At 61.2% G+C, this 22329-nt stretch carries 21 protein-coding genes and 2 pseudogenes; 13 read left to right on the top strand and 10 right to left on the bottom strand.

Features of this window, described 5'->3' with window-relative positions:
• Positions 1 to 46: 46 nt before the first annotated feature.
• Positions 47 to 172, top strand: a pseudogene (locus LIY45_RS25030) (EamA/RhaT family transporter); the annotation flags it as partial.
• Between the two features lie 116 nt (positions 173 to 288).
• Here the strand turns inward: LIY45_RS25030 and LIY45_RS25025 are convergent.
• The 3 genes from LIY45_RS25025 to LIY45_RS25015 all read right to left on the bottom strand — a co-directional run bounded on the left by LIY45_RS25025 (position 289) and on the right by LIY45_RS25015 (position 3218).
• Entirely contained in the window at positions 289 to 732 is a 444-nt protein-coding gene (locus LIY45_RS25025; protein ID WP_226477963.1) for a hypothetical protein, read from the bottom strand.
• Positions 733 to 854: 122 nt separating this feature from the next.
• Positions 855 to 1244 (bottom strand): hypothetical protein, encoded by a 390-nt coding sequence (locus tag LIY45_RS25020; protein ID WP_226477962.1) that lies wholly within the window; start codon positions 1242 to 1244, stop codon positions 855 to 857.
• A gap of 561 nt (positions 1245 to 1805) precedes the next feature.
• Positions 1806 to 3218: a PAAR domain-containing protein gene (locus LIY45_RS25015; RefSeq protein WP_226477961.1), complete on the bottom strand. Its 1413-nt coding sequence runs from the start codon at positions 3216 to 3218 to the stop codon at positions 1806 to 1808.
• A gap of 448 nt (positions 3219 to 3666) precedes the next feature.
• Between LIY45_RS25015 and LIY45_RS25010 the strand changes: the two genes are divergently transcribed.
• The 3 genes from LIY45_RS25010 to LIY45_RS25000 are packed head-to-tail and all read left to right on the top strand — an operon-like array spanning position 3667 to position 7732.
• Positions 3667 to 4119: a (2Fe-2S)-binding protein gene (locus tag LIY45_RS25010; RefSeq protein ID WP_226477960.1), complete on the top strand. Its 453-nt coding sequence runs from the start codon at positions 3667 to 3669 to the stop codon at positions 4117 to 4119.
• Positions 4119 to 6371, top strand: a complete 2253-nt coding sequence (locus tag LIY45_RS25005) for a molybdopterin cofactor-binding domain-containing protein (protein ID WP_226477959.1) — start codon at positions 4119 to 4121, stop codon at positions 6369 to 6371. Before LIY45_RS25010 ends, LIY45_RS25005 begins: the two co-directional genes overlap by 1 nt.
• A 17-nt stretch (positions 6372 to 6388) precedes the next feature.
• Positions 6389 to 7732, top strand: a complete 1344-nt coding sequence (locus LIY45_RS25000; RefSeq protein WP_226477958.1) for a cytochrome c — start codon at positions 6389 to 6391, stop codon at positions 7730 to 7732.
• 125 nt (positions 7733 to 7857) lie between these two features.
• On the opposite strand, the gene msrA is transcribed toward LIY45_RS25000, so the two are convergent.
• The gene (gene msrA, locus LIY45_RS24995; protein WP_017478755.1) at positions 7858 to 8364 is read right to left on the bottom strand and encodes a peptide-methionine (S)-S-oxide reductase MsrA; all 507 of its coding nucleotides are present in this window, start codon (positions 8362 to 8364) and stop codon (positions 7858 to 7860) included.
• Between the two features lie 243 nt (positions 8365 to 8607).
• Between msrA and LIY45_RS24990 the strand changes: the two genes are divergently transcribed.
• The gene (locus LIY45_RS24990; protein WP_226477957.1) at positions 8608 to 9945 is read left to right on the top strand and encodes an MFS transporter; all 1338 of its coding nucleotides are present in this window, start codon (positions 8608 to 8610) and stop codon (positions 9943 to 9945) included.
• Positions 9946 to 10143: 198 nt separating this feature from the next.
• Here LIY45_RS24990 and LIY45_RS24985 read toward each other — a convergent pair whose 3' ends face one another.
• Positions 10144 to 11643 (bottom strand): PLP-dependent aminotransferase family protein, encoded by a 1500-nt coding sequence (locus tag LIY45_RS24985; protein ID WP_226477956.1) that lies wholly within the window; start codon positions 11641 to 11643, stop codon positions 10144 to 10146.
• A 77-nt stretch (positions 11644 to 11720) separates the two neighbouring features.
• On the opposite strand from LIY45_RS24985, the gene LIY45_RS24980 reads away from it, so the two are divergent.
• The gene (locus LIY45_RS24980; protein WP_226477955.1) at positions 11721 to 13391 is read left to right on the top strand and encodes a M24 family metallopeptidase; all 1671 of its coding nucleotides are present in this window, start codon (positions 11721 to 11723) and stop codon (positions 13389 to 13391) included.
• 22 nt (positions 13392 to 13413) lie between these two features.
• Here LIY45_RS24980 and LIY45_RS24975 read toward each other — a convergent pair whose 3' ends face one another.
• The 3 genes from LIY45_RS24975 to LIY45_RS24965 form a co-directional block, all read right to left on the bottom strand.
• Positions 13414 to 13902: a DUF2867 domain-containing protein gene (locus LIY45_RS24975; protein WP_226477954.1), complete on the bottom strand. Its 489-nt coding sequence runs from the start codon at positions 13900 to 13902 to the stop codon at positions 13414 to 13416.
• Between the two features lie 20 nt (positions 13903 to 13922).
• The gene (locus tag LIY45_RS24970) at positions 13923 to 14201 is read right to left on the bottom strand and encodes a VOC family protein (RefSeq protein WP_226477979.1); all 279 of its coding nucleotides are present in this window, start codon (positions 14199 to 14201) and stop codon (positions 13923 to 13925) included.
• Between the two features lie 393 nt (positions 14202 to 14594).
• Positions 14595 to 15827, bottom strand: coding sequence for an MFS transporter (locus LIY45_RS24965; RefSeq protein ID WP_226477953.1), 1233 nt, complete (start codon positions 15825 to 15827; stop codon positions 14595 to 14597).
• Positions 15828 to 15930: 103 nt separating this feature from the next.
• On the opposite strand from LIY45_RS24965, the gene LIY45_RS24960 reads away from it, so the two are divergent.
• The 7 genes and pseudogenes from LIY45_RS24960 to LIY45_RS24930 all read left to right on the top strand — a co-directional run bounded on the left by LIY45_RS24960 (position 15931) and on the right by LIY45_RS24930 (position 20495).
• The gene (locus tag LIY45_RS24960) at positions 15931 to 16887 is read left to right on the top strand and encodes an AraC family transcriptional regulator (RefSeq protein WP_226477978.1); all 957 of its coding nucleotides are present in this window, start codon (positions 15931 to 15933) and stop codon (positions 16885 to 16887) included.
• Positions 16888 to 17098: 211 nt separating this feature from the next.
• Entirely contained in the window at positions 17099 to 17548 is a 450-nt protein-coding gene (locus LIY45_RS24955; protein ID WP_003214523.1) for a hypothetical protein, read from the top strand.
• A 27-nt stretch (positions 17549 to 17575) separates the two neighbouring features.
• A complete protein-coding gene (locus tag LIY45_RS24950) occupies positions 17576 to 18139 on the top strand; it encodes an isochorismatase family protein (protein WP_226477952.1) in 564 nt (187 codons plus the stop codon).
• Entirely contained in the window at positions 18136 to 18471 is a 336-nt protein-coding gene (locus LIY45_RS24945; RefSeq protein ID WP_226477951.1) for a hypothetical protein, read from the top strand. The genes LIY45_RS24950 and LIY45_RS24945 overlap by 4 nt, the downstream gene beginning before the upstream one ends.
• Before the next feature lie 5 nt (positions 18472 to 18476).
• On the top strand, positions 18477 to 19691 hold the full coding sequence (locus tag LIY45_RS24940) for an MFS transporter (protein WP_226477950.1): 1215 nt from the start codon (positions 18477 to 18479) through the stop codon (positions 19689 to 19691).
• Positions 19692 to 19938: 247 nt separating this feature from the next.
• Positions 19939 to 20311, top strand: a pseudogene (locus LIY45_RS24935) (hypothetical protein).
• A gap of 4 nt (positions 20312 to 20315) precedes the next feature.
• Positions 20316 to 20495, top strand: a complete 180-nt coding sequence (locus LIY45_RS24930) for a DUF1289 domain-containing protein (RefSeq protein ID WP_003207939.1) — start codon at positions 20316 to 20318, stop codon at positions 20493 to 20495.
• A gap of 19 nt (positions 20496 to 20514) precedes the next feature.
• On the opposite strand, the gene LIY45_RS24925 is transcribed toward LIY45_RS24930, so the two are convergent.
• Both LIY45_RS24925 and LIY45_RS24920 read right to left on the bottom strand, forming a co-directional pair.
• Positions 20515 to 21387 carry a DNA/RNA non-specific endonuclease gene (locus LIY45_RS24925; RefSeq protein ID WP_226477949.1) on the bottom strand — a complete coding sequence of 291 codons (873 nt, stop codon included), beginning with the start codon at positions 21385 to 21387 and terminating at the stop codon, positions 20515 to 20517.
• A gap of 155 nt (positions 21388 to 21542) precedes the next feature.
• A complete protein-coding gene (locus LIY45_RS24920; protein ID WP_226477948.1) occupies positions 21543 to 22262 on the bottom strand; it encodes a tRNA (adenine(22)-N(1))-methyltransferase TrmK in 720 nt (239 codons plus the stop codon).
• Between the last annotated feature and the right edge of the window lie 67 nt (positions 22263 to 22329).

Genomic DNA, 22329 nt, shown 5'->3' with positions numbered 1-22329 from the left:
AAGCGAAAAAGGGATGGATCCATTTTTTAAATGAAGCCGTCCCCTTTATTTCTTGCTCGACCAGATGCTCAGCGCCGGCCAGGTGGTGGGCGGGGTGATTGTAGTGACTGGGATTGTGTTGTTGACTTATCGCAAGTCTACCCCGCCTTCCACCAAGGCTCAGGTCGCGTAAGTCGAGAGGTGGAGCGAAAAAGGGATGGATCCATTTTTTAAATGAAGCCGTCCCCTTTATTTCTGTCCCCTTTATTTCTATTTTTCATGGTGGCCTGAGCTCACTTTTTAGGATCGTTAACTTACTCTTTCGCCAAAAAAAACAGCAGCTACTTGAAAAACAAAGCAAGAAAGAAGACTTCCCACTATTACTTTAGTGTATGTTTTTTCACGACGCTTATCATAGCAGGCTAAAGCCAATACTAAAGAAACAATGAAGTTCATTATAAATGACAATACAGGAAGGATAATTGCAATGCCTGTAAATTCATATGATGCGCTGTACCCCCGCCCTCTATAGGAAATAATAGCGTGTTGAAAATAAACCGAGCTTATTGATACCATCAAAAAATATAAAGAAATAGCACCGAGGATTACAGGTGCTAAAAATGATATTTTCGTATCGGCGATTTTCTCATGAGATTTTTTTCTGCACGTATAGCAGCGTCCATTTTTTATTTTGATTAATGGCGCACTACTAATCACTTGACAACTTTTGCATGCTTTTGCCTTAGACTTCATTTCTTGAAACTTTCCTAGTAAACCAGGGGCACTAGGAGTCAACACGGATCATGGTTGCGTAGCCTCGTGAATTCTTTCCCACCTGCATTCGCCCGCCTTACCCGAGTTAGCCCTTCGTCCCGCTACCCGTACTGCGCCAGCAGGCCTGCAGCTAATATCCCGGCGGAGGAAATACCCATCAGCGTTAGATTGATGAGTAAACGACGCTTCAGGTGTGGGGGGAAGTTTTCAACGTCCACAGGGTTTAAATCGCCCATGCGGATATACGTCTTCGGCCACGCCACCATCCCGGAGATTTTTGACATCTCATAGTGAGACCAAATCAGACCTCCCCTCCCCAGACTCGGCCCCCAAAGATAAATATAACGGCTGTTTTTCAACGCATCCTTTATCGCGTCCAGATGAAAGCGGCTCAGATAAAAGCTGTACGTCAAACTTACAATCGCGAGCAGAAACGGCCATGCCAAAATCCAGATAACTAGCCAGGATTTCCAAAACTCCTCCTCTGTCATGGCAAGATTTTCTCATACAGTTTTTCTCCTAATCTTTCGCCCCCCAACTCACCGATCTTCACATACTGACGATAGCTTTTCTGATGCAACCGCTCCATGGCCTGAAGCGTGTCGCGCAGGCGTGTAAGGTGCGTTTCCATCACCCCCACGCTGTCCCGGTGAGGTCCTGCCAGAATTACCTGACCTCCAGTAGCACGGCTACCACTACTATCCAGATTAAGGACGTGACTATCATCGCCGTAGTAATTACTAGAAGCCGTTTTAGATAAGGTGGGAAGCTCTCAACATCCACTGGGTCCAAGTCGCCGAGGCGGATGTATGCTTTTGGCATCAAAATCATCCCGGCGATTTTCCCCATCTCCAAGAGGGACCAAATCAAACCCCGTTTCCCCAGGCTATCTCCCCAAATGTAAATATAACGACTGTTCTTCAAGGCCTCCTTCATGGCGTCCAGATGACAGTGGGTAAGGTACAGACTGACTGCAAGACCCGCGGCTGCAAGCAGAGTGGGTGTACCAATAAAAATAATCGCTAACCAAGGAGACCAGGAGTCAATACTGGTCATCGTTGCGTAGCCTCGTAAATTTTCTCCCCCAAGTATTCGCCCGCGTTACCGCTCACAGTCGTGCTCGCCCATGTGCCAGCCCCGACTATGGATGCGACACAGATCACACCTCCGATACCTGTAGAGAAGCCAAGCGCCACGCAAATCGGCCCCCCAGCGACGCTACTTGCCCACCCACCCGCAGAACCAAATATGGTGGACAATCCAAACTTCCCACCCTCAGTAAACCTAACCTTCTCGCAAGCGGCTCCAGAATCCCCGCTACACACCTCCTGAATAGCCAGAAGCGAGGCCCCCCCACCAATACCAATCGCGATATACCCACCCGCCTTCATATACTTGGCTGCCCGACTCGTCGCCTCCACATGCGTGGCATACCCCGGAATCTGCCCCGGCCCACCGGCCTTACCCCAATGGTGCACCAAGCTTCGGCTCGAAATACCCAGAGCCGTTTTCAGCTTCGGATGATCGCCCATGGTCGTTTGGCCACGTAGTCGAGTGGAGTTAAGCAAATGCGCATCCAACTGCGCCATCAGCCGCTTGCGTTCAGCAAAAAACTGCGGCGATTTAAGATGCCCATGCTGACGATAGCTTTCCTGATGCAGCCGCTCCATGGCCTGAAGCGTGTCCCGCAGCCGGGTCAGGTGCGTTTCCATTACCACCGCGCTGACGCCGAGCCAGGTTGAGTCGGGCGCCATATAACTGGCAATTTCGGCAGCGTGAAGAAACGCGAAATCGGCCTCGTCCGGCGTCAGAGGGTCCAGGGACGCCTTGACCTGCTGAGCCGCCTGCATCAGTTGTGCCTCCTGGTAGGTACAGGACGTGTTTGTCGGATCGCTCAATACGATCAGAGAGCCGGCTTTGACCTCGCCCAGGTTAGGGTTGAGCGCCCTGAACTTGCTCATCACGGCCGGATCGACGGTGGGGAAAAGCAGAGTCTCCAGTGCTTCGCGAGTCATGCTTTTGGGCACCACATAGAAACCCGGCTCCTGAGGCTCCAATCGGTTAAATACCAGCGGGGCTGCATGGCCCGAAGGAGCAAACGCAGATTGACGCGGCGCTACAGAGGGACGGGTTACCGTTGAAACAACGCTTTGCGCCGCTCGCCTGCTTGCCTGGGGTGCAGCGCTTTCGTTCCGGTATCTGGTGGTGAGCTCCGAGGGAATCAGCCGTGCGTTACAGGGGCAACCACTACGGCTGTCCAGCGTGCCAGCCATTAGCCTGCCATGACTGTGCATATGCGAAATGCCACCGACAATCTGATACGTTTCCCCGTCCACCCCACACGTAACCCGATCACCTGCACAAGCATGAAGCAGGCCCATTATGTTGATTCTGGGATCACCCTCCAGAACCTCCCCGCCGCAGGTGGTTTTGTCACCTTTGCCAATGAAAAATCCTTCGTTCATTGATGTTTCTCCACGCGCTCGATTTCCATTGTGCTGTCCTTGTCTGCCGTCCAAGCGGGTCCAACACCGCAAGGGTGTTGCTTCATTGAGTTGGAATTGCACCTGCGATGCTGCTGGACGGCCCAAAGCCAAACAACTGACCTTTCGGCTAGGTTTTGCAAAAAACGAATCGTCAGACGCGCCACCCGGAATTACCTGTGAGAAAGTCACCCGGCGCCCTCTTCTCTAACGCATTCCTGTCGAATACTTGCCTAATCCTCCGACCTTTCACCCTCCCCATAGCGCCCCCCTGACCTACGGTCTAGAGTCAATCCAAACGCCCGCTAAACTACTCAAACCACGCGCGCGTGAACCATAACGGGCCTACGATGCCCTGCGGCGAAGCCCCACTTCACCGCCCAAACATACTAAAAAAATGCAACACCAACCGATGATCAGCGGGTGAGCCATGGAATTACGAATTAACCAGCAGACCCACCAAGTCGATGCAGAACCCGACACGCCTCTGCTTTGGGTCATCCGCGACAACCTGGGCATGACCGGCACCAAATACGGCTGCGGCCTGGCGCAGTGCGGTGCATGTTCGGTGCTGGTGGACGGCAATGTGGTGCGTTCCTGCGTCACGCCGGTCTCCGGTGTGGTCGGTCGGGAGATCACGACCATCGAGGCGATCGAGTCCGATGAGGTCGGCAAGCGGGTGGTCGCGACCTGGGTCGAGTATCAGGTCGCTCAGTGCGGTTACTGCCAGTCCGGCCAGGTGATGGCGGCGACGGCGCTGCTCAAGCAAACGCCGAAGCCGACCGATGCGCAGATCGACGCGGCGATGGTCAATCTCTGTCGCTGTGGCACCTATAACGCGATTCATGCGGCGGTGCATGACCTTGCGAAGGGAGAGGCCTGATGAACGTTCGCATTGATCCCGCTGCACTGCCTTTGGTCGCGGCGTTGAATGACCCGGTGAACCTGTCCCGCCGTCGTTTCCTGGCCAGTACGGCGGTGGGTGCGTTGGTGATTGGCTTTGGTCTGCCGTTGGGTTCTGGCCGGGTGCAGGCGGCCACTGCGGCGGCGGCTGGTGAGCGCGGTACGCAGGTGCCGGCGTTCCTGGAGATTCGTCCGGACAACACGATTCGTTTGCTCAGCCCCTTTATCGAAGGCGGCCAGGGCACGTTCACGGCGATGGCGCAGATTGTCGGCGAGGAGTTGGACGCCGACCCGTCCACGTTCCTGGTGGAGTGCGCCCCGCCCGGTGAAGCCTTTGTGGTGATGGAAAATGGCATGCGGATTACCGGCGGCAGTATGTCGGTGCGCATGAGTTACCCGACGATGCGCCGGCTGGGGGCATTGGCCCGCGCGATGTTGCTGGAGGCCGGGGCGCAGGCGTTGAAGGTGCCGGTGGGTGAGTTGTCGACCGAGCCGGGCAAGGTGGTGCACGCGGCGTCCGGGCGTTCCCTTACCTATGGCGAGCTGGCCGGGCGGGCGATGGACCTGCCGGTGCCGGACGTGGCCAGTGTGAAGCTGCGGGACCCGAGCCAGTTCCGTTGGATCGGCAAGCCGGTGAAGCGTCTGGATGCGTATGACAAGTCCACCGGCAAGGCGCTGTACAGCATTGATATGAAGGTCGACGGCATGCTCCACGCGGCGGTGCAGCATGCGCCTCGCTTGGGCATGACGGTGGGTAGCCTGCGCAATGAGGACCAGGTCAAGGCCATGCCGGGGGTGCATTCGGTGCATCGCCTGCCGGGTGCGGTGGCGGTGGTGGCTGAGCGTTGGTGGCATGCCAAGCGTGCGGTGGAGTCGATTCAGGTCGATTGGCTGGAGCCGACGGCGGATTCGAAAGTGCGCGGGATGCCGAAGGACTTTTCCAGCGACGAGCATTTCAAGCGCTTGGCCGCAGAAACCGGCCCGGCCTGGGATGATGAGAACGAGGGTGATGTGGCCGGTACGCTGGCCAATGCCAAGACCAAGATCGAGGCCACTTACCACAACCAGTATCTGCACCATGCGCAGCTGGAGCCGCCTTCGGCGCTGGCGCGTTTCAATGCTGATGGTTCGCTGGAGATCTGGTTGCCGAATCAGGCGCAGGATATGTTCCTGGCCGATATCGCCAAGCGCACCGGGCTGGACCCGTCGCGGATTACCCTGCATTCGCCGCTGTTGGGTGGGTTTTTCGGCCGGCATTTTCTGTATGACTCCGCCAGCCCTTACCCGCAGGCCATTGAGTTGGCCAAGGCGGTCGGGCGCCCGGTGAAGTTGATCTGGAGCCGTGAAGAAGAGTTTCTGCGGGATGTACTGCGCCCTGTGGCGTCGGTGAATTTCCGTGGGGCGCTGGACAGTGATGGCTGGCCGGTGGCGATTGAAGCCGTGAGTGCCACGGAGGGGCCGACTGAGGCCCTGGCTGGTAAACAAGGCGAGAAGCTCGACCCGACGGCGCTGGAGGGCTTGTCCGGGAAGTCCTATGCGATTCCCAACAAGCGCATTGCGCAGATTTATGTGAAGGGCCCGGTGATGCTGGGTTACTGGCGTTCGGTGGGCAACTCGCTGAATGACTTTTTCTACGAAGCCTTTCTGGATGAGCTGGCCGACAAAGGCGGCAAAGACCCGTTCGAGTTGCGCCTGCATCTGTTGCGGGATAACCCGCGACTGACCACGCTGCTGAAGGCGGTGGGCGAGTTGTCGGGAGGCTGGAAACGTGGCCCGTTTGTCGCCGAAGACGGCAGCAAGCGCGCCCGTGGGGTGGCGATGGCGTCGCCGTTCGGCACGCAGACGGCAGTGATCGCCGAGGTCTCGATCGAGAACGGGCAGGTCAAGGTGCATGACATCTGGCAGGCAATCGACCCGGGTAGCATCGTCAACCCGGCGATTGTCGAGGCACAGGTGAATGGGGCGGTGTCCCTGGGCTTGTCTCAGGTGCTGTTGGAAGAGGCGGTGTATGTGGACGGCTTGCCTCGGGCGCGTAACTACGATTTGTATCCGGTGCTGCCGCCTTCGCGGATGGCGCGGGTGCATGTGCGCGTGATCGAGAGCGGGGAAAAAATGGGTGGCATCGGCGAACCGCCGCTGCCAGCCGTGGCACCTGCCGTGGCCAACGCCGTGGCGATCTTGACGGGGCAGCGCATTCGCAGCATGCCGTTAAGCCGCTACTCCTTCACCTGACCGGGGCCTGAGCACTTATGAACAACCGTCGATTCGCAAGAACCGTTGGCTGGCTGGCGCTGCCGTGCCTGGTCGCGGCAGGCCTGCTGGCCTGGTATGTCACCCGTGAGCCGGTTTCGCCGCTGGGCGCCGAGCCTGTCGCCGCAGACCCCGCGCTGATCGCCCGAGGCGAGTATGTCGCCCGGCTCAGCGATTGTGTGGCGTGCCACAGCGTGCCCAACGGCGCGCCTTTTGCCGGTGGGCTGGAAATGGCCACGCCGCTGGGGGCGATCCATGCCACTAACGTCACGCCGGACCCGGAAACGGGTATCGGCCGCTACAGCCTCGCCGACTTCGACCGCGCGGTGCGCCAGGGTGTCGCGCCGGGTGGGCGACGCCTGTATCCGGCGATGCCGTATCCGTCCTATGCCAAGCTCAGCGACGATGATGTGCGCGCCTTGTACGCGTTCTTCATGAAGGGCGTGGCGCCAGTACGGCAGGCCAATGCGCCGAGTTCGATCCCGTGGCCATTGAATATGCGTTGGCCTATCGCGCTGTGGAATGGCGTGTTTACCGACAGCAAGCCCTACGTAGCGAAGGCCGGGAAGGATGAGCTGTGGAACCGCGGCGCTTACATCGTGCAAGGGCCGGGGCATTGCGGCAGTTGCCACACGCCACGGGGCCTGGCCTTTAACGAGAAGGCGCTGGATGAAACCGGCAAGCCGTACCTGGCCGGTGGCTTGCTGGATGGCTGGTACGCACCGAGCCTGCGGGACGATCACAACACGGGCCTGGGGCGCTGGAGCGAGCCGGAAGTGGTGCAATTCCTGAAGACCGGTCGCAATAAGCATGCGGTGGTTTATGGCTCGATGACCGAGGCGTTCAACAACTCCACGCAGTTCATGACCGACGATGACCTGGCGGCGATTGCGCGCTATCTCAGGTCGTTGCCGGGTGACGAGCAGCGTGATGGTGCGGCCTGGCAGTATCAGGCGGTGTCGGCTGCGGAACGCCTGGATGCGCCGGGCGCCCATACCTATGTGACCCGTTGTGCTTCGTGCCACGGGTTGGAAGGCAAAGGGCAACCGGACTGGATGCCGCCGCTGGCGGGTGCGACTTCGGCGTTGGCCAAGGAGAATGCTTCGGCGATCAACATCACCCTGAACGGCTCGCAGCGGGTGGTGGCGGCGAATGTGGCGGACGCTTATCGCATGCCGGCGTTTCGGGAGCAGTTGTCGGACCAGGAGATTGCCGAGGTGCTGACCTTTGTGCGCGGCACGTGGGGCAATCAGGGTGGTGCGGTGGATGCGAAGGCGGTGGGCAAGTTGCGTGAGCACACGGGCCCGGCGAGCAGCAGCCCGATCATTCTGCAGATGCGCTGAGGGCATAGGAGATTTTGTAGGCGAGGGCTTTGTGTGGGAGCTGGCTTGCCTGCGATGGCGGTGCATCAGTCGATAATTTATTCGACTGGGCCACCGCCATCGCAGGCAAGCCAGCTCCCACATTTTTAACCGCGTTTCGGCAGTTTCCAGTTCGGGCGGATGAAGTGGCAGGTGTAGCCGTTCGGAATCCGCTCCAGGTAATCCTGATGCTCCGGCTCCGCTTCCCAGAACGGCCCCGCCGGTTCGATTTCCGTCACGACACGGCCTGGCCATAACCCCGAGGCATCCACATCCGCTGCGGTGTCTTCCGCCACATCGCGCTGCTGTTCGCTGAGGTAATAAATCGCCGAACGATAGCTGGGGCCAAGGTCATTGCCCTGACGGTTGGGCGTGCTCGGGTCGTGAATCTGGAAAAAGAACTCGAGAATCTGCCGGTAGGTGATCACCGTCGGGTCGAAAACAATCTCGATGGCTTCGGCGTGGTTACCGTGGTTGCGGTAGGTGGCGTTCGGCACATCGCCGCCGGTGTAGCCGACGCGCGTTTGCAGCACGCCGGGGTAGCGTCGCAACAGGTCTTGCATGCCCCAGAAGCAGCCGCCGGCGAGGATGGCGGTTTCAGTTTGGTTGCTCATGGCGTGTTCTTCCCCTGGATGGATACAGCCCTAGTTATGGGGCCGTGTTGAGTAATACCAAGGCTGAACGGCGAGTTACCAGCGCCGCCCGTCGATAGCGCCCGCCTTACCTGGCCCAATTCCTGCCTCTGCCCTACCCCATCAAGTCGCTACTGACTACGCGGACGACTCTTTTGAGCCCCGTCGCCCAACGGCCGCCCCCGATAATCAAGCATCCCCCTACCACCGCCGAGGCCTTCCCCCATGACGAGCCCCTCCACCGAACAGGTCAGCCCGCAAACCCTGCGCAGAGTGATCATCGCTGCCGGCATCGGTAACTTTGTCGAGTGGTTCGACTTCGCCGTTTATGGCTTCCTCGCCACCACCATCGCCCAACAATTCTTCCCCAGCGGCGACGCCAGCGCGGCATTGCTCAAGACCTTCGCGGTGTTTGCCGTGGCCTTCGCGTTTCGGCCCCTGGGCGGGATTTTCTTCGGCATGCTCGGCGACCGGATCGGCCGCAAACGCACGCTGGCCATGACGATCTTGCTGATGGCCGGCGCCACCACGCTGATCGGCCTGCTGCCCACCTACGCGGCCATCGGTGTGGCGGCGCCGATTCTGTTGTCACTGATCCGCTGCGCCCAAGGCTTCTCCGCCGGGGGTGAATACGCCGGCGCCTGTGCCTATCTGATGGAGCACGCGCCGAGTGACAAACGCGCCTGGTATGGCAGCTTTGTGCCGGTGTCGACGTTCTCTGCGTTCGCCGCCGCAGCGGTGGTGGCTTATGCACTTGAAGCGTCGTTGTCCGCCGAGGCGATGGGCAGTTGGGGCTGGCGCCTGCCCTTCCTGATCGCCGCGCCGCTGGGGCTGGTGGGGCTTTACCTGCGCTGGAAGCTGGATGAGACGCCGGCGTTCCAGGCGGTGAAGCAGGAACACGCGGTCGCCCACTCCCCGCTCAAGGAAACCTTGCGCAACCATGGTGCGGCGATCTGCTGCCTGGGCGCTTTTGTGTCGCTCACGGCGCTGTCGTTTTATATGTTCACCACCTACTTCGCGACGTATCTGCAGGTGGCGGGTGGGCTGAGCCGCGCGATGGCGTTGCTGGTGTCGCTGATTGCACTGATCTTCGCGGCGGCGATTTGCCCGCTGGCGGGGTTGTATTCGGACCGGGTGGGACGTCGGGTTACGGTGATGACGGCGTGTGTGTTGTTGATGGTGGTGGTGTATCCCTCGTTCCTGATGGCCAGTTCCGGCTCGTTCGCGGCGTCGGTCGTCGGGGTGATGTTGCTGGCGGTGGGCGCGGTGTTGTGTGGAGTGGTAACGGCGGCGTTGCTGTCGGAGACCTTTCCGACCCGCACGCGGTATACCGCTTCGGCGATTACTTACAACATGGCTTATACGATCTTTGGGGGTACGGCACCGTTGATGGCGACGTGGTTGATCAGCACCACGGGCAGCAACCTGTCGCCGGCGTTTTATCTGATTGCGGTGGCGGTGCTGGCGCTGGCGGGTGGGTTGGCGTTGCCGGAGACCTCGCGGATTTCCCTGCATGAGGTGGGCGCGGAGGAAAAAGGCGCGGCGCCGGTGTTGTCGCGCTAGGTTCGGCTGTTGTGAACGCAATGCCCAATCCAACAAAGATCAAATGTGGGAGCGGGCTTGCTCGCGAATGCGGTGTGTCAGTGAAAAATGTGCTGACTGACCCACCGCATTCGCGAGCAAGCCCGCTCCCACACTGGATTTTCTTTGCTTGTTAGATCTCCGCTTCCGGACTGAGCAGGTGGGCGTCAGCCGGCGTAGTTATTTAGCCGCTTCCCCAATCGCCCGCGCCGCCTGAGCCAGGCGCTGCGTGGCGATGCGGATTTCCTCCGGATTGAGCGAGGCGAAGCCCAGGCGCAAGGCGTTCTCCGGATGATCAAAGGGCGAAAACAGGCGACCGCTGCGCACCACCAGGTCCAGCTCCAGGGCTTTTTCAGCCAGTTGATTGACGTCGATTGAGTCGCAGAACCTGACCCACAACGCCAGCCCGCCTTCCGGCTCCTGCACGGCTATCTGCTCGCCAAACGCCTCCAGCAAACAACTCAGCAGTGTCTCCCGCCGCCGACGGTATTCCTTGGATACCCGACGCAGATGTTTCTTCAACTCGCCATCGTTGATCAAGTCCGCGAGCATCCGCTGCATCACGGCATCGCCCTGGCCCAGGCTCACCGCCGCCGTGCGCTCGAGCACTTCGATGAGGTTCGACGGGGCAACGATATAGCTGCAACGGAAGGTACTGCCCAGGGACTTGGACAGTGAGCCGATGTAGATCACATGACGCTGCGCGCTGTCGCTGGCCAGGGGCAAATAGGGCCGTCCGGCAAAGTGGTACTCGTGGTCGTAATCTTCCTCGATGATGCAGAAGTCATGCAGCCGGGCCAATTCCAGGAGTTGCTGGCGACGTCCGGCACGCAGGCTGACGGTGGTAGGAAACTGGTGATGGGGGGTGACATACATCATCCGCACGTTGTGCCGGCGGCACAGTTCGTCGAGCTGGTCGACCCGGCAACCCTCGTCGTCCAGGTCCACGGTGACCAGTTGCGCGCCCAACTGGCGGAAAATCTCCCAGGCCGGTGGGTAACTCAGGCGTTCGACCACCACCACATCACCGGGTTTGAGCAGCGCGCTGGCGGTCAGGTACAGCGACATCTGCACGCCTTGGGTCAGGCAAATCTGCTGCGCGTCGACATTCAGGCCGCGATTGTGGCGCAACATTTCCGCCAGGGCGTTGCGCAGGTACTGGCCGCTGCCTTCGGTGCCATGGCGCACGGTGTTGGTGGTAAAGCTGTTGCGCAAGGCGTTGCGGTAATAGCGATGCAGGACGGCTTGGGGCAGCAAACGATGGTCACAGGCGCCATTATCGAAAAACAGCGCACCCGGCCGGTGTTGCAGTGTTGTCACCTGCTCGCCCGGGGTGAAATAGGCAGCCGCAGGCACGTCCCGTAACGCGGGGGCAAACGACTTCGGCGCGCTGGCGGCAGTCACCGCGCCTGTCGCCAGTTGCGTACTGACGAAAGTGCCGCGACGCTGAATACTGACCAGCCAGCCCTTGGTCACCGCCTCCTCGTAGGCAAGGATCACCGTCTTGCGGTTGACGTCCAGCAGTTGCGCCATCTCCCGTGTGCCGGGCAACAGCGTTCCGGGGCGCAGGCGACCCTCGACAATCGCGCTTACCAAGCCCTCGACGATTTTCCTGTAGGACGCCTGCGGCTGCGCGCCATCGAGTTTGAGCAGCGGGCGCCATTTGCGAAGCTGGACCATGTGAATTATCCAAAACTGGAGGTTCTTCTGGTCCTAGTCTAACGCAACAATCGAACCTCAATTGCCCCGAGGTGTTTATGCACAACCGCCATGTCGTTGAATTGTTGCCCTCGGGCAAATCCTTCGAAGCCGCCGACCAATTGCTGCTCGACGCCATGCTGGCCAGCGGTCTTGCCGTCCCCTTCTCCTGCCGGCGCGGCGCCTGCGGGTCGTGCAAGGTCAAGGTGGTGTCGGGCCAGTTCCGCGAAAAGGTGCTCACACCCGACACCCCGGCGCCCTCCTACCCACTCGCGGCTGACGAGATGTTGTTGTGTCAGAGCCATGCCTGCAGCGACATGCGCCTGGAAATCCCCGGCTGGTCGCTGGATACGCCAATGCTGGAAGTCAGCGCACAGGTGATCAGCAAACGCGCGTTGAGCGCAGATATCGTGGAGCTGGTGTTGCTGACCGCTCAGCCACTCGACGTGCGGGCCGGCCAGTACCTCAGGTTTCGCCTCGACGATGGCGACAGCCGCTGTTTCTCCGTCGCCAATCTGCCCGCACAGGACCAAGGCCGGTTGGTGTTTCATATTCGCCAGGTCAGCGGGGGCCTGTTTTCCGAACGCATCCTGCCGACCCTGCAAGTGGGCGATGCCGTGAAACTCGAAGGCCCCGTGGGCGCCTGCACCTGGCAACACGACGATGAGCGCCCTGTTGTGCTGTTCGCCACCGGGACCGGTTATGCCGGTATCAAGCCCTTGTTGCTGACGGCCCTGGCCCGCCAGGCCGAAGTCACCCTGTATTGGGGGAACTCGTCGCCGGCAGACTTCTACGACGCCGAGTTTCTGGAGCGGGCCAGCCAGGCGCATCCACGCTTTCGCTGGCATCGAGTGCAGTCGGTAGACGCCCGCGTGCAACAGGTTGCGCTGACACAGCCCCACCACTGGGCGGAGAGCCAGATCTATGCCTGCGGCAACAGCAAGATGATCAGCCAAGTCCGCGAAACCTGCCTGGCAGTGGGCGCCCAGGCTCATCGTTTTGTCGCCGAAGCCTTCGTCCCCAGCGGTGCATTGACACCAGCGGAATCGCTCAACACACGGCACCCGGTGCTGGAAAAAGTCGGCCCGCGCTACTCGCTGGACGGCATGCTCGCGGCCCGCGAGCAGACGGTCAGGGCCCTGGCCGCCATCGCCGCCCAATTGAAAGTCGGCATGACCACGGCGCAAGCCCTCGACATGGCCAGTCAAACCTTGCAGGCCATGGGCGCGTCTCACACCTGGCACCCCACCTATATCCGTTTTGGCGACGACACCATCCGCACACCGCGCCAAGGCATCGACCCACAGCGCAAGCTGCGGGCCACCGATATCGCCGTGGTCGACCTTGGCCCGGTGTGGGATGGCTATGAAGGCGATTACGGCGACACCTTCGTCTTCGGCGAGCACCCGTTGCATGGCGCCTGCGTGAAGGCATTGCATGAAGTGTTCGACGAAACCCGCGACGCCTGGCACCGCGGGCTGACCGGGCGCGAGCTGTACGACTTTGCCGAGCAAAGTGCCCACGCCAAAGGCTGGCGCCTTGAGCGCAACCTGGCCGGGCACCGCATCGCCGACTTCCCCCATGCCCTGTTCGGGCAGGACAAGCTGGCTGAGGTCGAGATCGTACCGAGCGAGATGGTGTGGGTTTTGGAGATTCAGCTGTGCCATCCCACCCAACCGATCGGGGCGTTTTTCGAGGATATTCTGATTGGCGAGGCCAAGGGAGTGTAGTTGGCCCCCTACCCGCCGGGCGTTATGTGTTCTCTTGCAGCGTTCGTTTCAGTCGTTTGAGGTGGCTGTTGACGATTAGCTTGTGCGCCGGCCCCACCGGCAGCATGTAGAGGCGCCCATAGGTGTTATGGGTGACAACCGACGAGGTGATCGTGAGTACACGGTCAGCGATTGAAAGGCAGATCATCACATCCAGGTGCCGGTCACGCTCGGTCAGCACCAGCATGTCGGGGGTGCTGCGCTCCACCAGAAAAAAGTCCAGGCGTTCGCCCACCTGGACTGCCTCGCGCCGGGTGCCGGAGAACCCACCGATGCGCTTCACACCAAACAACGAGGAAATGGCATCCCTGATTCGGAAAGCCACCTGCATCAACGGCCCCGGTTCGCCGGTCATGATGTTCCAGGCATCCAGCGCGGTGATTTCAATAGGCAGCGGGGCTGACCGGGTGTCGTAGTAATCAAGCTCTGACGGTGCACGCAGCGTGTGAACAACATCGGTAGTCGTCAACATTATCTTCCCTGATTGCTCGGTTAGAGCGGCTGACCTACATCAATACGATTCCCGTCCGGGTCTTCGAACACAAACGCCCGCAACCCGTAATCCTGGTCTTTGAGGCGCTTGATGATCCTCGCTCCATGCTGCACGCAAGCGGCGTGCAGCCTGTCGACATCCGCCACCATAAGATGGGCAATCGCGAATGCGGCGGCTGGGTGGTTGGGTTGCAAGGTCAAATGCAGCTCACCCTGGTCGCGTTTCAGAATCATGAAGCCGACCGGGTTTCCGTTTTCGAAGGTTTTCGTAAACCCCAGGACCTTGGTTTAGAAGTCATGAGCCTTGCCCATGTCCTTTACGGGAAGCGTTACTGCAATTCGTCCGAAACGGACGCCATGATCAACAACTGCGCTCATCGCAGAACCTCAACGTGCAAGCACCGAGACACCTGCCAGGCGGTGCTGGTGAGTGTGAGGCGCCTTGCCAAACCTGAAGGAGCAGGACGGTGCCTGCGAGGCAGAGGTTATTTTGCGCAGCTACTGAAGTAAAGAGAGATACGAGGGTCGCTGCCGGACAATGATCAGCAGGCGGTCGTTCAGCTACGATTGCTCGGAGTTGGACCCGAGCCCAAAACCAGCAGGATTGATCAAGCGGACTGAAAGGGGGCGAAGCGCATGCGTTTATTCTCGCCCCCTGCCTCTAACACGGTTTCAGAGATGAAACACCGGCCCCGCCTCTGCACCTTGTGGAGGCGCTTCTACCTTCACCTTCAGCGCAATCAACAGTGCCGCCAGCAGCATCAAGATACCTGCCGCGACAAAGACCCCGTCGATACCACTGAAACTGAACATCGCGCCCCCCGCCGCCGCCCCGGCGGCAATCGCCGACTGCACCGAAGCCACCACCATGCCGCCGGCGCTTTCGGCCTGATCAGGCACTGCCCGTGCAACCCAGTTTGACCAGGCCACCGGCACGCCGCCAAACGCCAGGCCCCAGAGCATCAACAGCCACACCTGGCCCGTCACGGTCGCCGGCAACAGCGCCAGGGCGAGTGCTGCCACGCCGACCAGGGCCGGCATCAGCACCAGGGTTCCCCGTGGCAGACGCACCAGCAGCCAACCGGCCAGCAGCGTGCCGGCGAAGTTCGCAACGCCGAACCCGAGCAACATCAACGCCAGCCCTTCGGCGCCGACACCAGTGGTGCTTTCCAGGAATGGCCGGATGTAGGTGAACAACGCAAAGTGCCCGGTATGCACCAGCACACATCCCAACATGCCCACGGCAATGCCCGGACGCAGCAGCACCTCAAGCACGGTTTTCAAGCGTGCCGTCCGGCGGGGTGCAAGTGGCGGCAGGGTGAATAGCTGGAACACCAGGGTCACGCCGCCCACTGCGGCGGCTGCGAGAAACGCGCTGCGCCAGCCGTACAGCCCGCCCAAAAAACTGCCCAGCGGTACCGCCACGACAGTGCCCACCGCGATGCCGCTGAAGATGATCGACAAGGCACGCGGCAGCAATGCCGCCGGTACCAGCCGCATCGCCACCGCCGCCGCCATGCTCCAGAAGCCCCCCAGTGCGATGCCCAGCAGGACGCGCATCAGCAGCAACACCGTGAGGCTCGACGAGACCGCCACCAGCAGGTTGGAACAGATCATCAGTGCGCTGAAGCACAGCAACACCACGCGGCGGTCGATCCCGCGGGTCAGGCCCGGTACCAGCAACCCTGCGAACAGCGCGACCACCGCCGTGACCGTCACCGCCTGCCCTGCCAAGGCTTCCGATACGCCAAGCTCGACCGCCATCGGCGTCAGCAGGCTGGCCGGCAGGTACTCCGCCGTCAGCAATCCGAACACGCCCATCGCCAACGAAAACACCGCCATCCAGGCCGGCGTCGCGGGCGCTGCATCTGCACCGGTTACGGCGCCACACACACAACTGCTCATCAGGGTCATCCTTCAAAAGTGATCGCGACCGGCAGTCTAGGTGCGACGATCAGGATGATCTATGATGCAAAATCTCGAATCCTTTACCTAAACCCCGAAAATGATGCCCACCGATCCGTTCGACCAGTCTTCTGACCTCATCAACGAGCTGCTGCGCGGCATGCGCCTGCGGGGTGTCGACTACCGGCGCATCCAGGCCGGGCCGGCGTTTGGCCTGGGCTTTGCGGCCAAACCCGGGCATGCGTACTTCCACCTTGTCGCCGCTGGCAGCGTCACCCTGCGTACCGAGGACAGCACCCTGTACGAACTGACGCCAGGCAACGCCGTGTTCATCTCCCACGGGGGCGCCCATCAGTTGCTCTCCAGCCCGGAGGTGCCGGTGCAGGACATCGACAGCTTCAACGGGGCAGCCCTCGGCGATGCGGTGTGTGCCGTGGATGCCCGGGCCGATGTGGGCGTGACGCAAAGCGCCCTGCTCTTCAGCGGCTGCATGGAGTTTGAACTGGGGAGCTTGCACGGCCTTGGCCGCCTGATGCCGGACCTGATGCTGATCGACGCCAAGGGCCAACGTTATCCGGGGCTGATGCCGATCCTGGCGGCCATGGAGCGTGAAGTCAGCAGCGCCCGCATTGGCTTCGCCGGCATTCTGGCGCGCCTCGCAGAGGTGGTGGCGGCCATGGTTGTTCGGGGCTGGGTCGAGTGTGCCTGCGGGAATGCGTCCGGCCTGGTGGCCGCGCTACGCGACCCGCGCCTGGCCAAGGCCCTGCTGGCGTTGCACCAGCAGCCCGGGCGTGATTGGACGGTGGAGGAACTGGCAGCGCAATGTCACACCTCACGCTCAGTGTTCGCCCAGCACTTTCAAACCACCATCGGCACGCCACCGTTGCGCTACGCCACCGAACTGCGGATGCGCCTGGCCAGCCAGTGGCTGACGCTGGAGCGGCTGCCGATCGAAACCGTGGCACAGCGCCTTGGCTATAACTCACAGGCGGCGTTCAGCCGGGCGTTCAAGCGCGTTACCGGGCAGCCGCCGGGTGCCAGCCGGCGACAGTCGATCTAAGGGAGGCGCTGGTGTCAGGATCTGGAAGGCCAGAATGGCCACTGTAAAGGCCGAAATTCGCAAACTCACGGGCGAGACACCCGATGAATACCGTAAGGCCAAACTGGGGTAGCCATTTTGTCGGAGCGTCGCGGTTAGAGCCGAGTTTTATGACAAAAAATTCATACAGCTAAACTGTACAGTTTTTCTGCACGCATGCTAACGTCCGAGCATGAACAAACCTTCCATCACCTCCGAAACCCAATCCGCCGCCCTGGCTGCCGAGCTGCGCATCTCCCTGGGCAAGCTGATACGTCGGCTGCGGGAACAGACCCACCCGAACGATTTCACCTCGGCCCAGAAGTCGGTGCTGCTGCGCCTGGACCGAGACGGGCCCAGCACCGTCTCGGCCCTGGCCCGGGCGGAGAGCGTGCGGCCGCAGTCCATGCGCATCACCGTGGCCGGGCTGGAAACGATGAAAGCGATCAGGGGCAAACCCGACCCCAGCGATGGGCGCCAAACCCTGATCGAGCTGACTCCCGGCTTTCGTAAACACCTCATCGCCAGCCGCGCAGCCAAGGACGATTGGCTGCTGCGGGCGCTGCAGGAGCAACTGTCTGCCGAAGAACAAGCTGAACTCGCGGCAGCGGTAAAGCTGCTGGAGCGCCTCGCTGATTTCTGAACCGTTCTACCCGTTCGAGGACATGCCATGGCCGTCACCTTGCTGGATCCCAACACCGCGCTGATCATCGTGGACTTGCAGAAAGGCATCGCCGAATACCCGTTCATTCACCCCATCGGCGGCGTGGTGGAGCGCTCCCGTGCGCTGCTCAACGCGTTCCGTGAACGCGGGATGCCGGTGGTGCTGGTCAACGTCACAGGCTTCGCCCCCGGGCGCACCGAGCGGCCACGGCGCAGTGATGTGTTTCCACCAGGATGGGCCGACCTGCTGCCTGAACTCGACCAGCAACCCGGCGATATTGTGGTAACCAAACGCACCTGGGGCGCCTTCGCCAGCACCGATCTTGAGGCGCAGTTGAAGGCCCTCGGTGTCACCCAGGTAGTGATCACCGGGGTTGCCACCGGGACCGGCGTGGAATCCACCGCGCGCCAGGCCTACGAGGCCGGCTTCAACGTGACCCTGGCCGTCGACGCCATGACCGACGCGAACGCCGAGGCCCATCACTACAGCCTGAACCAGGTATTCCCGAAGCTTGGGGAAACCGGCACGGCACACGACATCATCGGTTTGCTTGAAACACGAGGTGCATGACGATGCAATGGCATGAGTGGGTGTCTTATTTCTTCGGCGGTGTGTTTCTAGCCAACGCGCTGCCCCATTGCGTCAGTGGTTTGATGGGGCAGTCCTTCCAGACGCCGTTTGCCAAGCCGCGCGGCCAGGGGCGGTCTTCCTCGACGCTGAATGTGCTCTGGGGGTTTCTCAACCTGGTGATCGGCTACGTGCTGGTCTGCCGGGTCGGGGACTTCGACCTCAAAAGCACCGCGGATGTGCTCGCCCTCGGTCTTGGGGCCTTGGCGCTGAGTGTTTTCCTGGCGCAGCATTTCGGGCGCTTCAATGGTGGTAATCCCTCAAGGCCGGTGTGAGTTCGATGGGCATTTTCCGCTCGCTGCGCAGCGTCAACTACCGCATCTGGGCCGCCGGCGCCCTGGTGTCGAATATCGGCACCTGGATGCAACGCACCGCCCAGGATTGGCTGGTGCTGACCCAACTCACCCCGCATAACGCCTCGGCCGTCGGCATCGTCATGGCGTTGCAGTTCGGGCCGCAATTGCTGTTGCTGCCCTGGACCGGCTTCGCCGCCGACCACTACGACAAGCGCAAGCTGCTGATCGTTACCCAGGGCGTGATGGGTGTGCTGGCGCTGATGCTGGGGGTGTTTACCCTGACCGGCATCGTGCAGCTGTGGCACGTGTATGTGTTCGCGTTTTTGTCCGGCTGTGCCTCGGCGTTCGATGCGCCGGTGCGGCAGATATTCGTGGCGGAGCTGGTGGGCGAAGCGGACCTGTCCAACGCTATCGCGCTCAACTCCACTTCGTTCAACATGGCCCGCATGATCGGCCCGGCGGTGGCCGGCGTGACCATCGCGTCGGTGGGCACCGGTTGGGCCTTCCTGCTCAATGGCGCGAGCTTTTTCGCGGTGCTGGCATCGCTGTTTCTGCTGCGGGTTTCCGGGCTGCACACCCGCCTGCGGGCGCTGCGCACCAAGGGCAGCCTCACCGAAGGCTTGCGCTATGTGTGGGCGCGGCCGGACCTGATGGCGATTCTGATCATGCTGTTTTTGATCGGCACCTTCGGCATGAATTTTCCGATCTTTATCTCGACCATGGCCGTCACCGTGTTCCACGCCGATGCCCGTGGGTATGGCTTGCTGACGTCGACCCTGGCCATCGGCACCATCGCCGGGGCGCTGATCGCCGCCGGTCGTGAGCGGCCGCACTTCAAGTCGCTGCTGTACGGCGCGCTGGTGTTCGGGGTGGGTTGCACCCTGGCGGCGATTGCCCCGAATTACTGGCTGTTCGCCGGGGCGCTGGTGATCATCGGCGTGGGCGCCCTGACCTTCAGCAACACCACCAACAGCCTGATGCAACTCACCACCGAACCTGCCATGCGCGGCCGGGTGATCGCCCTGCGAGTGGGCGTGGCCCTTGGCGGCACACCGATTGGAGCACCGATAGTGGGTTGGGTGGCCGACCACCTGGGCCCACGCTGGGCACTGGCGGTCGGCGCGGCCTCGGGCATCCTGGCGGCCGGAGTGGCGGTGTACACCATGACGCGCAAGCTGGATCGGCCCAAAACTATCTGATGGGCAACACAGCTCCCACAGTTAAACTTCGCAGGCTCGCACAGCTGATCGTTCCCACGCTCTGCGTGGGAATACATCCTGTGACGCTCCGCGTCACCCCTGCACAGGGCTTGAGCCTTGCATCGTCAGCTGGACGCAGAGCGTCCGAGGCGGCGTTCCCACGCAGAGCGTGGGAACGATCACCTCGATAGCTCCCTCAGTTGATCTCTCGCGTATCATCACCCTCCTCGCTCCTCAAGGAATCCCCATGTCTTCAACCAAACGCGACAGCGCACGCATCGAGCGTCGCCTGGTCGCGACCCTGACTGAAGCCTGTGAAATCGCCAAGGCGGAAATCACCGGCTTCGACTGGCTGACCCACGAAGTCGACTACCAGGCCTTTGCGCAAAGCCTGGTGGTCATCTGGGTCTTTGATACCCGGGCAAACAGGGAACTGGCCCTTTCAACCGGACTGGACCTGCGGATGCGCGAGCTGACAGCCACGGCGTTGGAAGACGCCGGCGTGGACCGCCCTTCTTCGGACCGCTACGTGCGCTTCGACTCCGAGGAGGAATGCCGCCTCCAGCATGGCGGGCGATTGGCGTCTGCGCCTGGCGAAACGGTATGCCGTGAAGGGGTGATGCCTTGGCTAAGGATATCGAGAATCCATGTGTCTCAACCTGCCAGCTCAGTGGTGAGCTGTGCGTCAGCTGTGGACGCACCAAGGACGACATTCGCAAATGGAAAAAGATGAAGCGGCCAGAGAAGATGGCCGCTGTGCAGCGCGCAACGTTGCGTTTGAAGACGTTGAAAAAGGGCAAGTAACGCCAAGCGCTTCAAGCCATCAACTACGCCCGACTGACCCCGTCACCGGCAAATTCCCCAGCAACTTGAGCCCGGTAGTCTTCACAAACGTGTCGTAATCCATCGGCTTCTGGATACGGGTTTCAGCGTTGGGCAGTACATACGCCCAGGCGCGCTTGGACGATACATCGTAGACCAGCTTGAACAGACGGGTCGGCACCCAGACCTTGTTGCCGCCAATGGTGCTGTAGCCCGGGTCAAACAGCGGGCCGGTGAACACGTACACATTGCCGTCGGCGCGCTTGGCAAACTTGCGCACGTCTGCCTCGACCTTGCTCCAGATTTTGCGGTTGTTGGTCGGGTCCTGGGGCACCATGTTCGACAGTGCGAAGGATTGGGCCATGGCGTTGGTGCTCGGCGCATCGGCGGCCGGGGATTGATGGCCACGGTCCACGGCCGGGTGTTGGCCACGGTAGTCGCTCAACTCGGCGCGCGCGCCCTTGGGAATGCGCGGGTCGGGGTAGAACTGGTTGGTGCGTTCTTCGCCTTTGGCGTCCTGCAACTGGCGGGCATTCAGGCGTTCGACCACTACCAGCGGGGTCTTGCTGGTTTGCGAGTACAGCACCGCAAAATTATCCGAGCACAGCGCCAGGGGTTTCAGGGTGACCGGCACCGTGGCCGTGTTGATCGGTTGCGCAGCCGGGAACAGGTCGGCGCAGCCGTCGAACGAGGCCTGTTTCTGTTTGTTTGAATACAGAGCCAGGGCGGCACCCTGGCTGATGGAACCCGAGCGGGAGGTGTGTTGCTGATGCTCGGCAGGCAGCTTGATGAGGTCCAGCAGACCACGAGCTTCTGCCCCGGTGGAGAGCAAAACAAGGGCCGACAGCCCAACTGCAATTTTGCGTAGGTGCATGGGTTAAATCTTCAAATGGGTGAGAGGAAAAACGTAAGGCGAGGCCCGATTTACAGGGTCGGATGGAGGCAGTGGCTGATCACTTTGCGGCGAGCATTCTGTCATTGTCCTTGATCAAAAATACCAATGCGGAGCCGGCCGGCTCCGTGCGGGGCTTATGGACCATCACTATTCACATTAGTGCTGAGCAGCTCGGTAATCCACCGCGCCTGCTGGGCAACCTCTCGCACCTTGTCCTCGGGCACCGCCTGCCGCGCCTGGGCAAAGTCGCTGAGGGTCTGCTGTTTGTGGCGCAGGATGCGCTGCCACTTGAGCAGGAATTCCGGACGGCGCGCCTGCATTTGCAGCGGGCCGAAGTACAGCTCTTCAGCGGTGTAGCTCACAGGCTCCGCGCGCTCGGCCACGATGATTTCGTAGAAGAAGCGATTTTCCCGCAGCAGCTCTTCGCACACGAGGCGGTAGCCGTTTTCCATCAGCCATTGGCGCAACGGTTGCTCGCCGCCGTTGGGTTGCAGCACCAGGCGCTCCTGGCCGTTGAGGCGTGCCTTGTCGCTGTCGAGGATGTCGCGGATGGTCTCGCCGCCCATGCCGCAGATGCTGATCGCGGTGATCGCGTCTGCCGGCTCGATCGCCGCCAGGCCACTGGCCAGGCGTACGGTGATGTGCTGCTCCAGCTCGTTCTCGCGCACCGTGCGCTCGGCTGCGCGAAAGGGAGTCAAGGCCACCTCGCCCGCCACCGCCGCCGAGATGGCGCCGCGACGCATCAACGCCACCGGCAGGTAGCCGTGATCAGAGCCGATATCCGCCAGGCGCGCCCCGGCGGGAATATGGGCCGCCACGCGCTCCAGGCGCATGGACAATGTGTGTTCGTTCAACTGCCGTTCCTTTTTGCCGCGAATGAGCTGGTCGGTTCAGGATAACTGATGGGGTATGCTTGCTCAC

This window comes from Pseudomonas sp. MWU16-30323 (assembly GCF_020515595.1).
Lineage (GTDB): Bacteria > Pseudomonadota > Gammaproteobacteria > Pseudomonadales > Pseudomonadaceae > Aquipseudomonas > Aquipseudomonas yamanorum.
This window is presented reverse-complemented; position numbering and strand designations above follow the sequence as displayed.

What these genes read in the sequence shown, in the direction of transcription:
- LIY45_RS25025 (WP_226477963.1), bottom strand. Translation starts at nt 732, where the DNA reads ATGAAGTCTAAGGCAAAAGCATGCAAAAGTTGTCAAGTGATTAGTAGT.
- LIY45_RS25020 (WP_226477962.1), bottom strand. Translation starts at nt 1,244, where the DNA reads ATGACAGAGGAGGAGTTTTGGAAATCCTGGCTAGTTATCTGGATTTTG.
- LIY45_RS25015 (WP_226477961.1), bottom strand. Translation starts at nt 3,218, where the DNA reads ATGAACGAAGGATTTTTCATTGGCAAAGGTGACAAAACCACCTGCGGC.
- LIY45_RS25010 (WP_226477960.1), top strand. Translation starts at nt 3,667, where the DNA reads ATGGAATTACGAATTAACCAGCAGACCCACCAAGTCGATGCAGAACCC.
- LIY45_RS25005 (WP_226477959.1), top strand. Translation starts at nt 4,119, where the DNA reads ATGAACGTTCGCATTGATCCCGCTGCACTGCCTTTGGTCGCGGCGTTG.
- LIY45_RS25000 (WP_226477958.1), top strand. Translation starts at nt 6,389, where the DNA reads ATGAACAACCGTCGATTCGCAAGAACCGTTGGCTGGCTGGCGCTGCCG.
- msrA (WP_017478755.1), bottom strand. Translation starts at nt 8,364, where the DNA reads ATGAGCAACCAAACTGAAACCGCCATCCTCGCCGGCGGCTGCTTCTGG.
- LIY45_RS24990 (WP_226477957.1), top strand. Translation starts at nt 8,608, where the DNA reads ATGACGAGCCCCTCCACCGAACAGGTCAGCCCGCAAACCCTGCGCAGA.
- LIY45_RS24985 (WP_226477956.1), bottom strand. Translation starts at nt 11,643, where the DNA reads ATGGTCCAGCTTCGCAAATGGCGCCCGCTGCTCAAACTCGATGGCGCG.
- LIY45_RS24980 (WP_226477955.1), top strand. Translation starts at nt 11,721, where the DNA reads ATGCACAACCGCCATGTCGTTGAATTGTTGCCCTCGGGCAAATCCTTC.
- LIY45_RS24975 (WP_226477954.1), bottom strand. Translation starts at nt 13,902, where the DNA reads ATGTTGACGACTACCGATGTTGTTCACACGCTGCGTGCACCGTCAGAG.
- LIY45_RS24965 (WP_226477953.1), bottom strand. Translation starts at nt 15,827, where the DNA reads ATGAGCAGTTGTGTGTGTGGCGCCGTAACCGGTGCAGATGCAGCGCCC.
- LIY45_RS24960 (WP_226477978.1), top strand. Translation starts at nt 15,931, where the DNA reads ATGCCCACCGATCCGTTCGACCAGTCTTCTGACCTCATCAACGAGCTG.
- LIY45_RS24955 (WP_003214523.1), top strand. Translation starts at nt 17,099, where the DNA reads ATGAACAAACCTTCCATCACCTCCGAAACCCAATCCGCCGCCCTGGCT.
- LIY45_RS24950 (WP_226477952.1), top strand. Translation starts at nt 17,576, where the DNA reads ATGGCCGTCACCTTGCTGGATCCCAACACCGCGCTGATCATCGTGGAC.
- LIY45_RS24945 (WP_226477951.1), top strand. Translation starts at nt 18,136, where the DNA reads ATGACGATGCAATGGCATGAGTGGGTGTCTTATTTCTTCGGCGGTGTG.
- LIY45_RS24940 (WP_226477950.1), top strand. Translation starts at nt 18,477, where the DNA reads ATGGGCATTTTCCGCTCGCTGCGCAGCGTCAACTACCGCATCTGGGCC.
- LIY45_RS24925 (WP_226477949.1), bottom strand. Translation starts at nt 21,387, where the DNA reads ATGCACCTACGCAAAATTGCAGTTGGGCTGTCGGCCCTTGTTTTGCTC.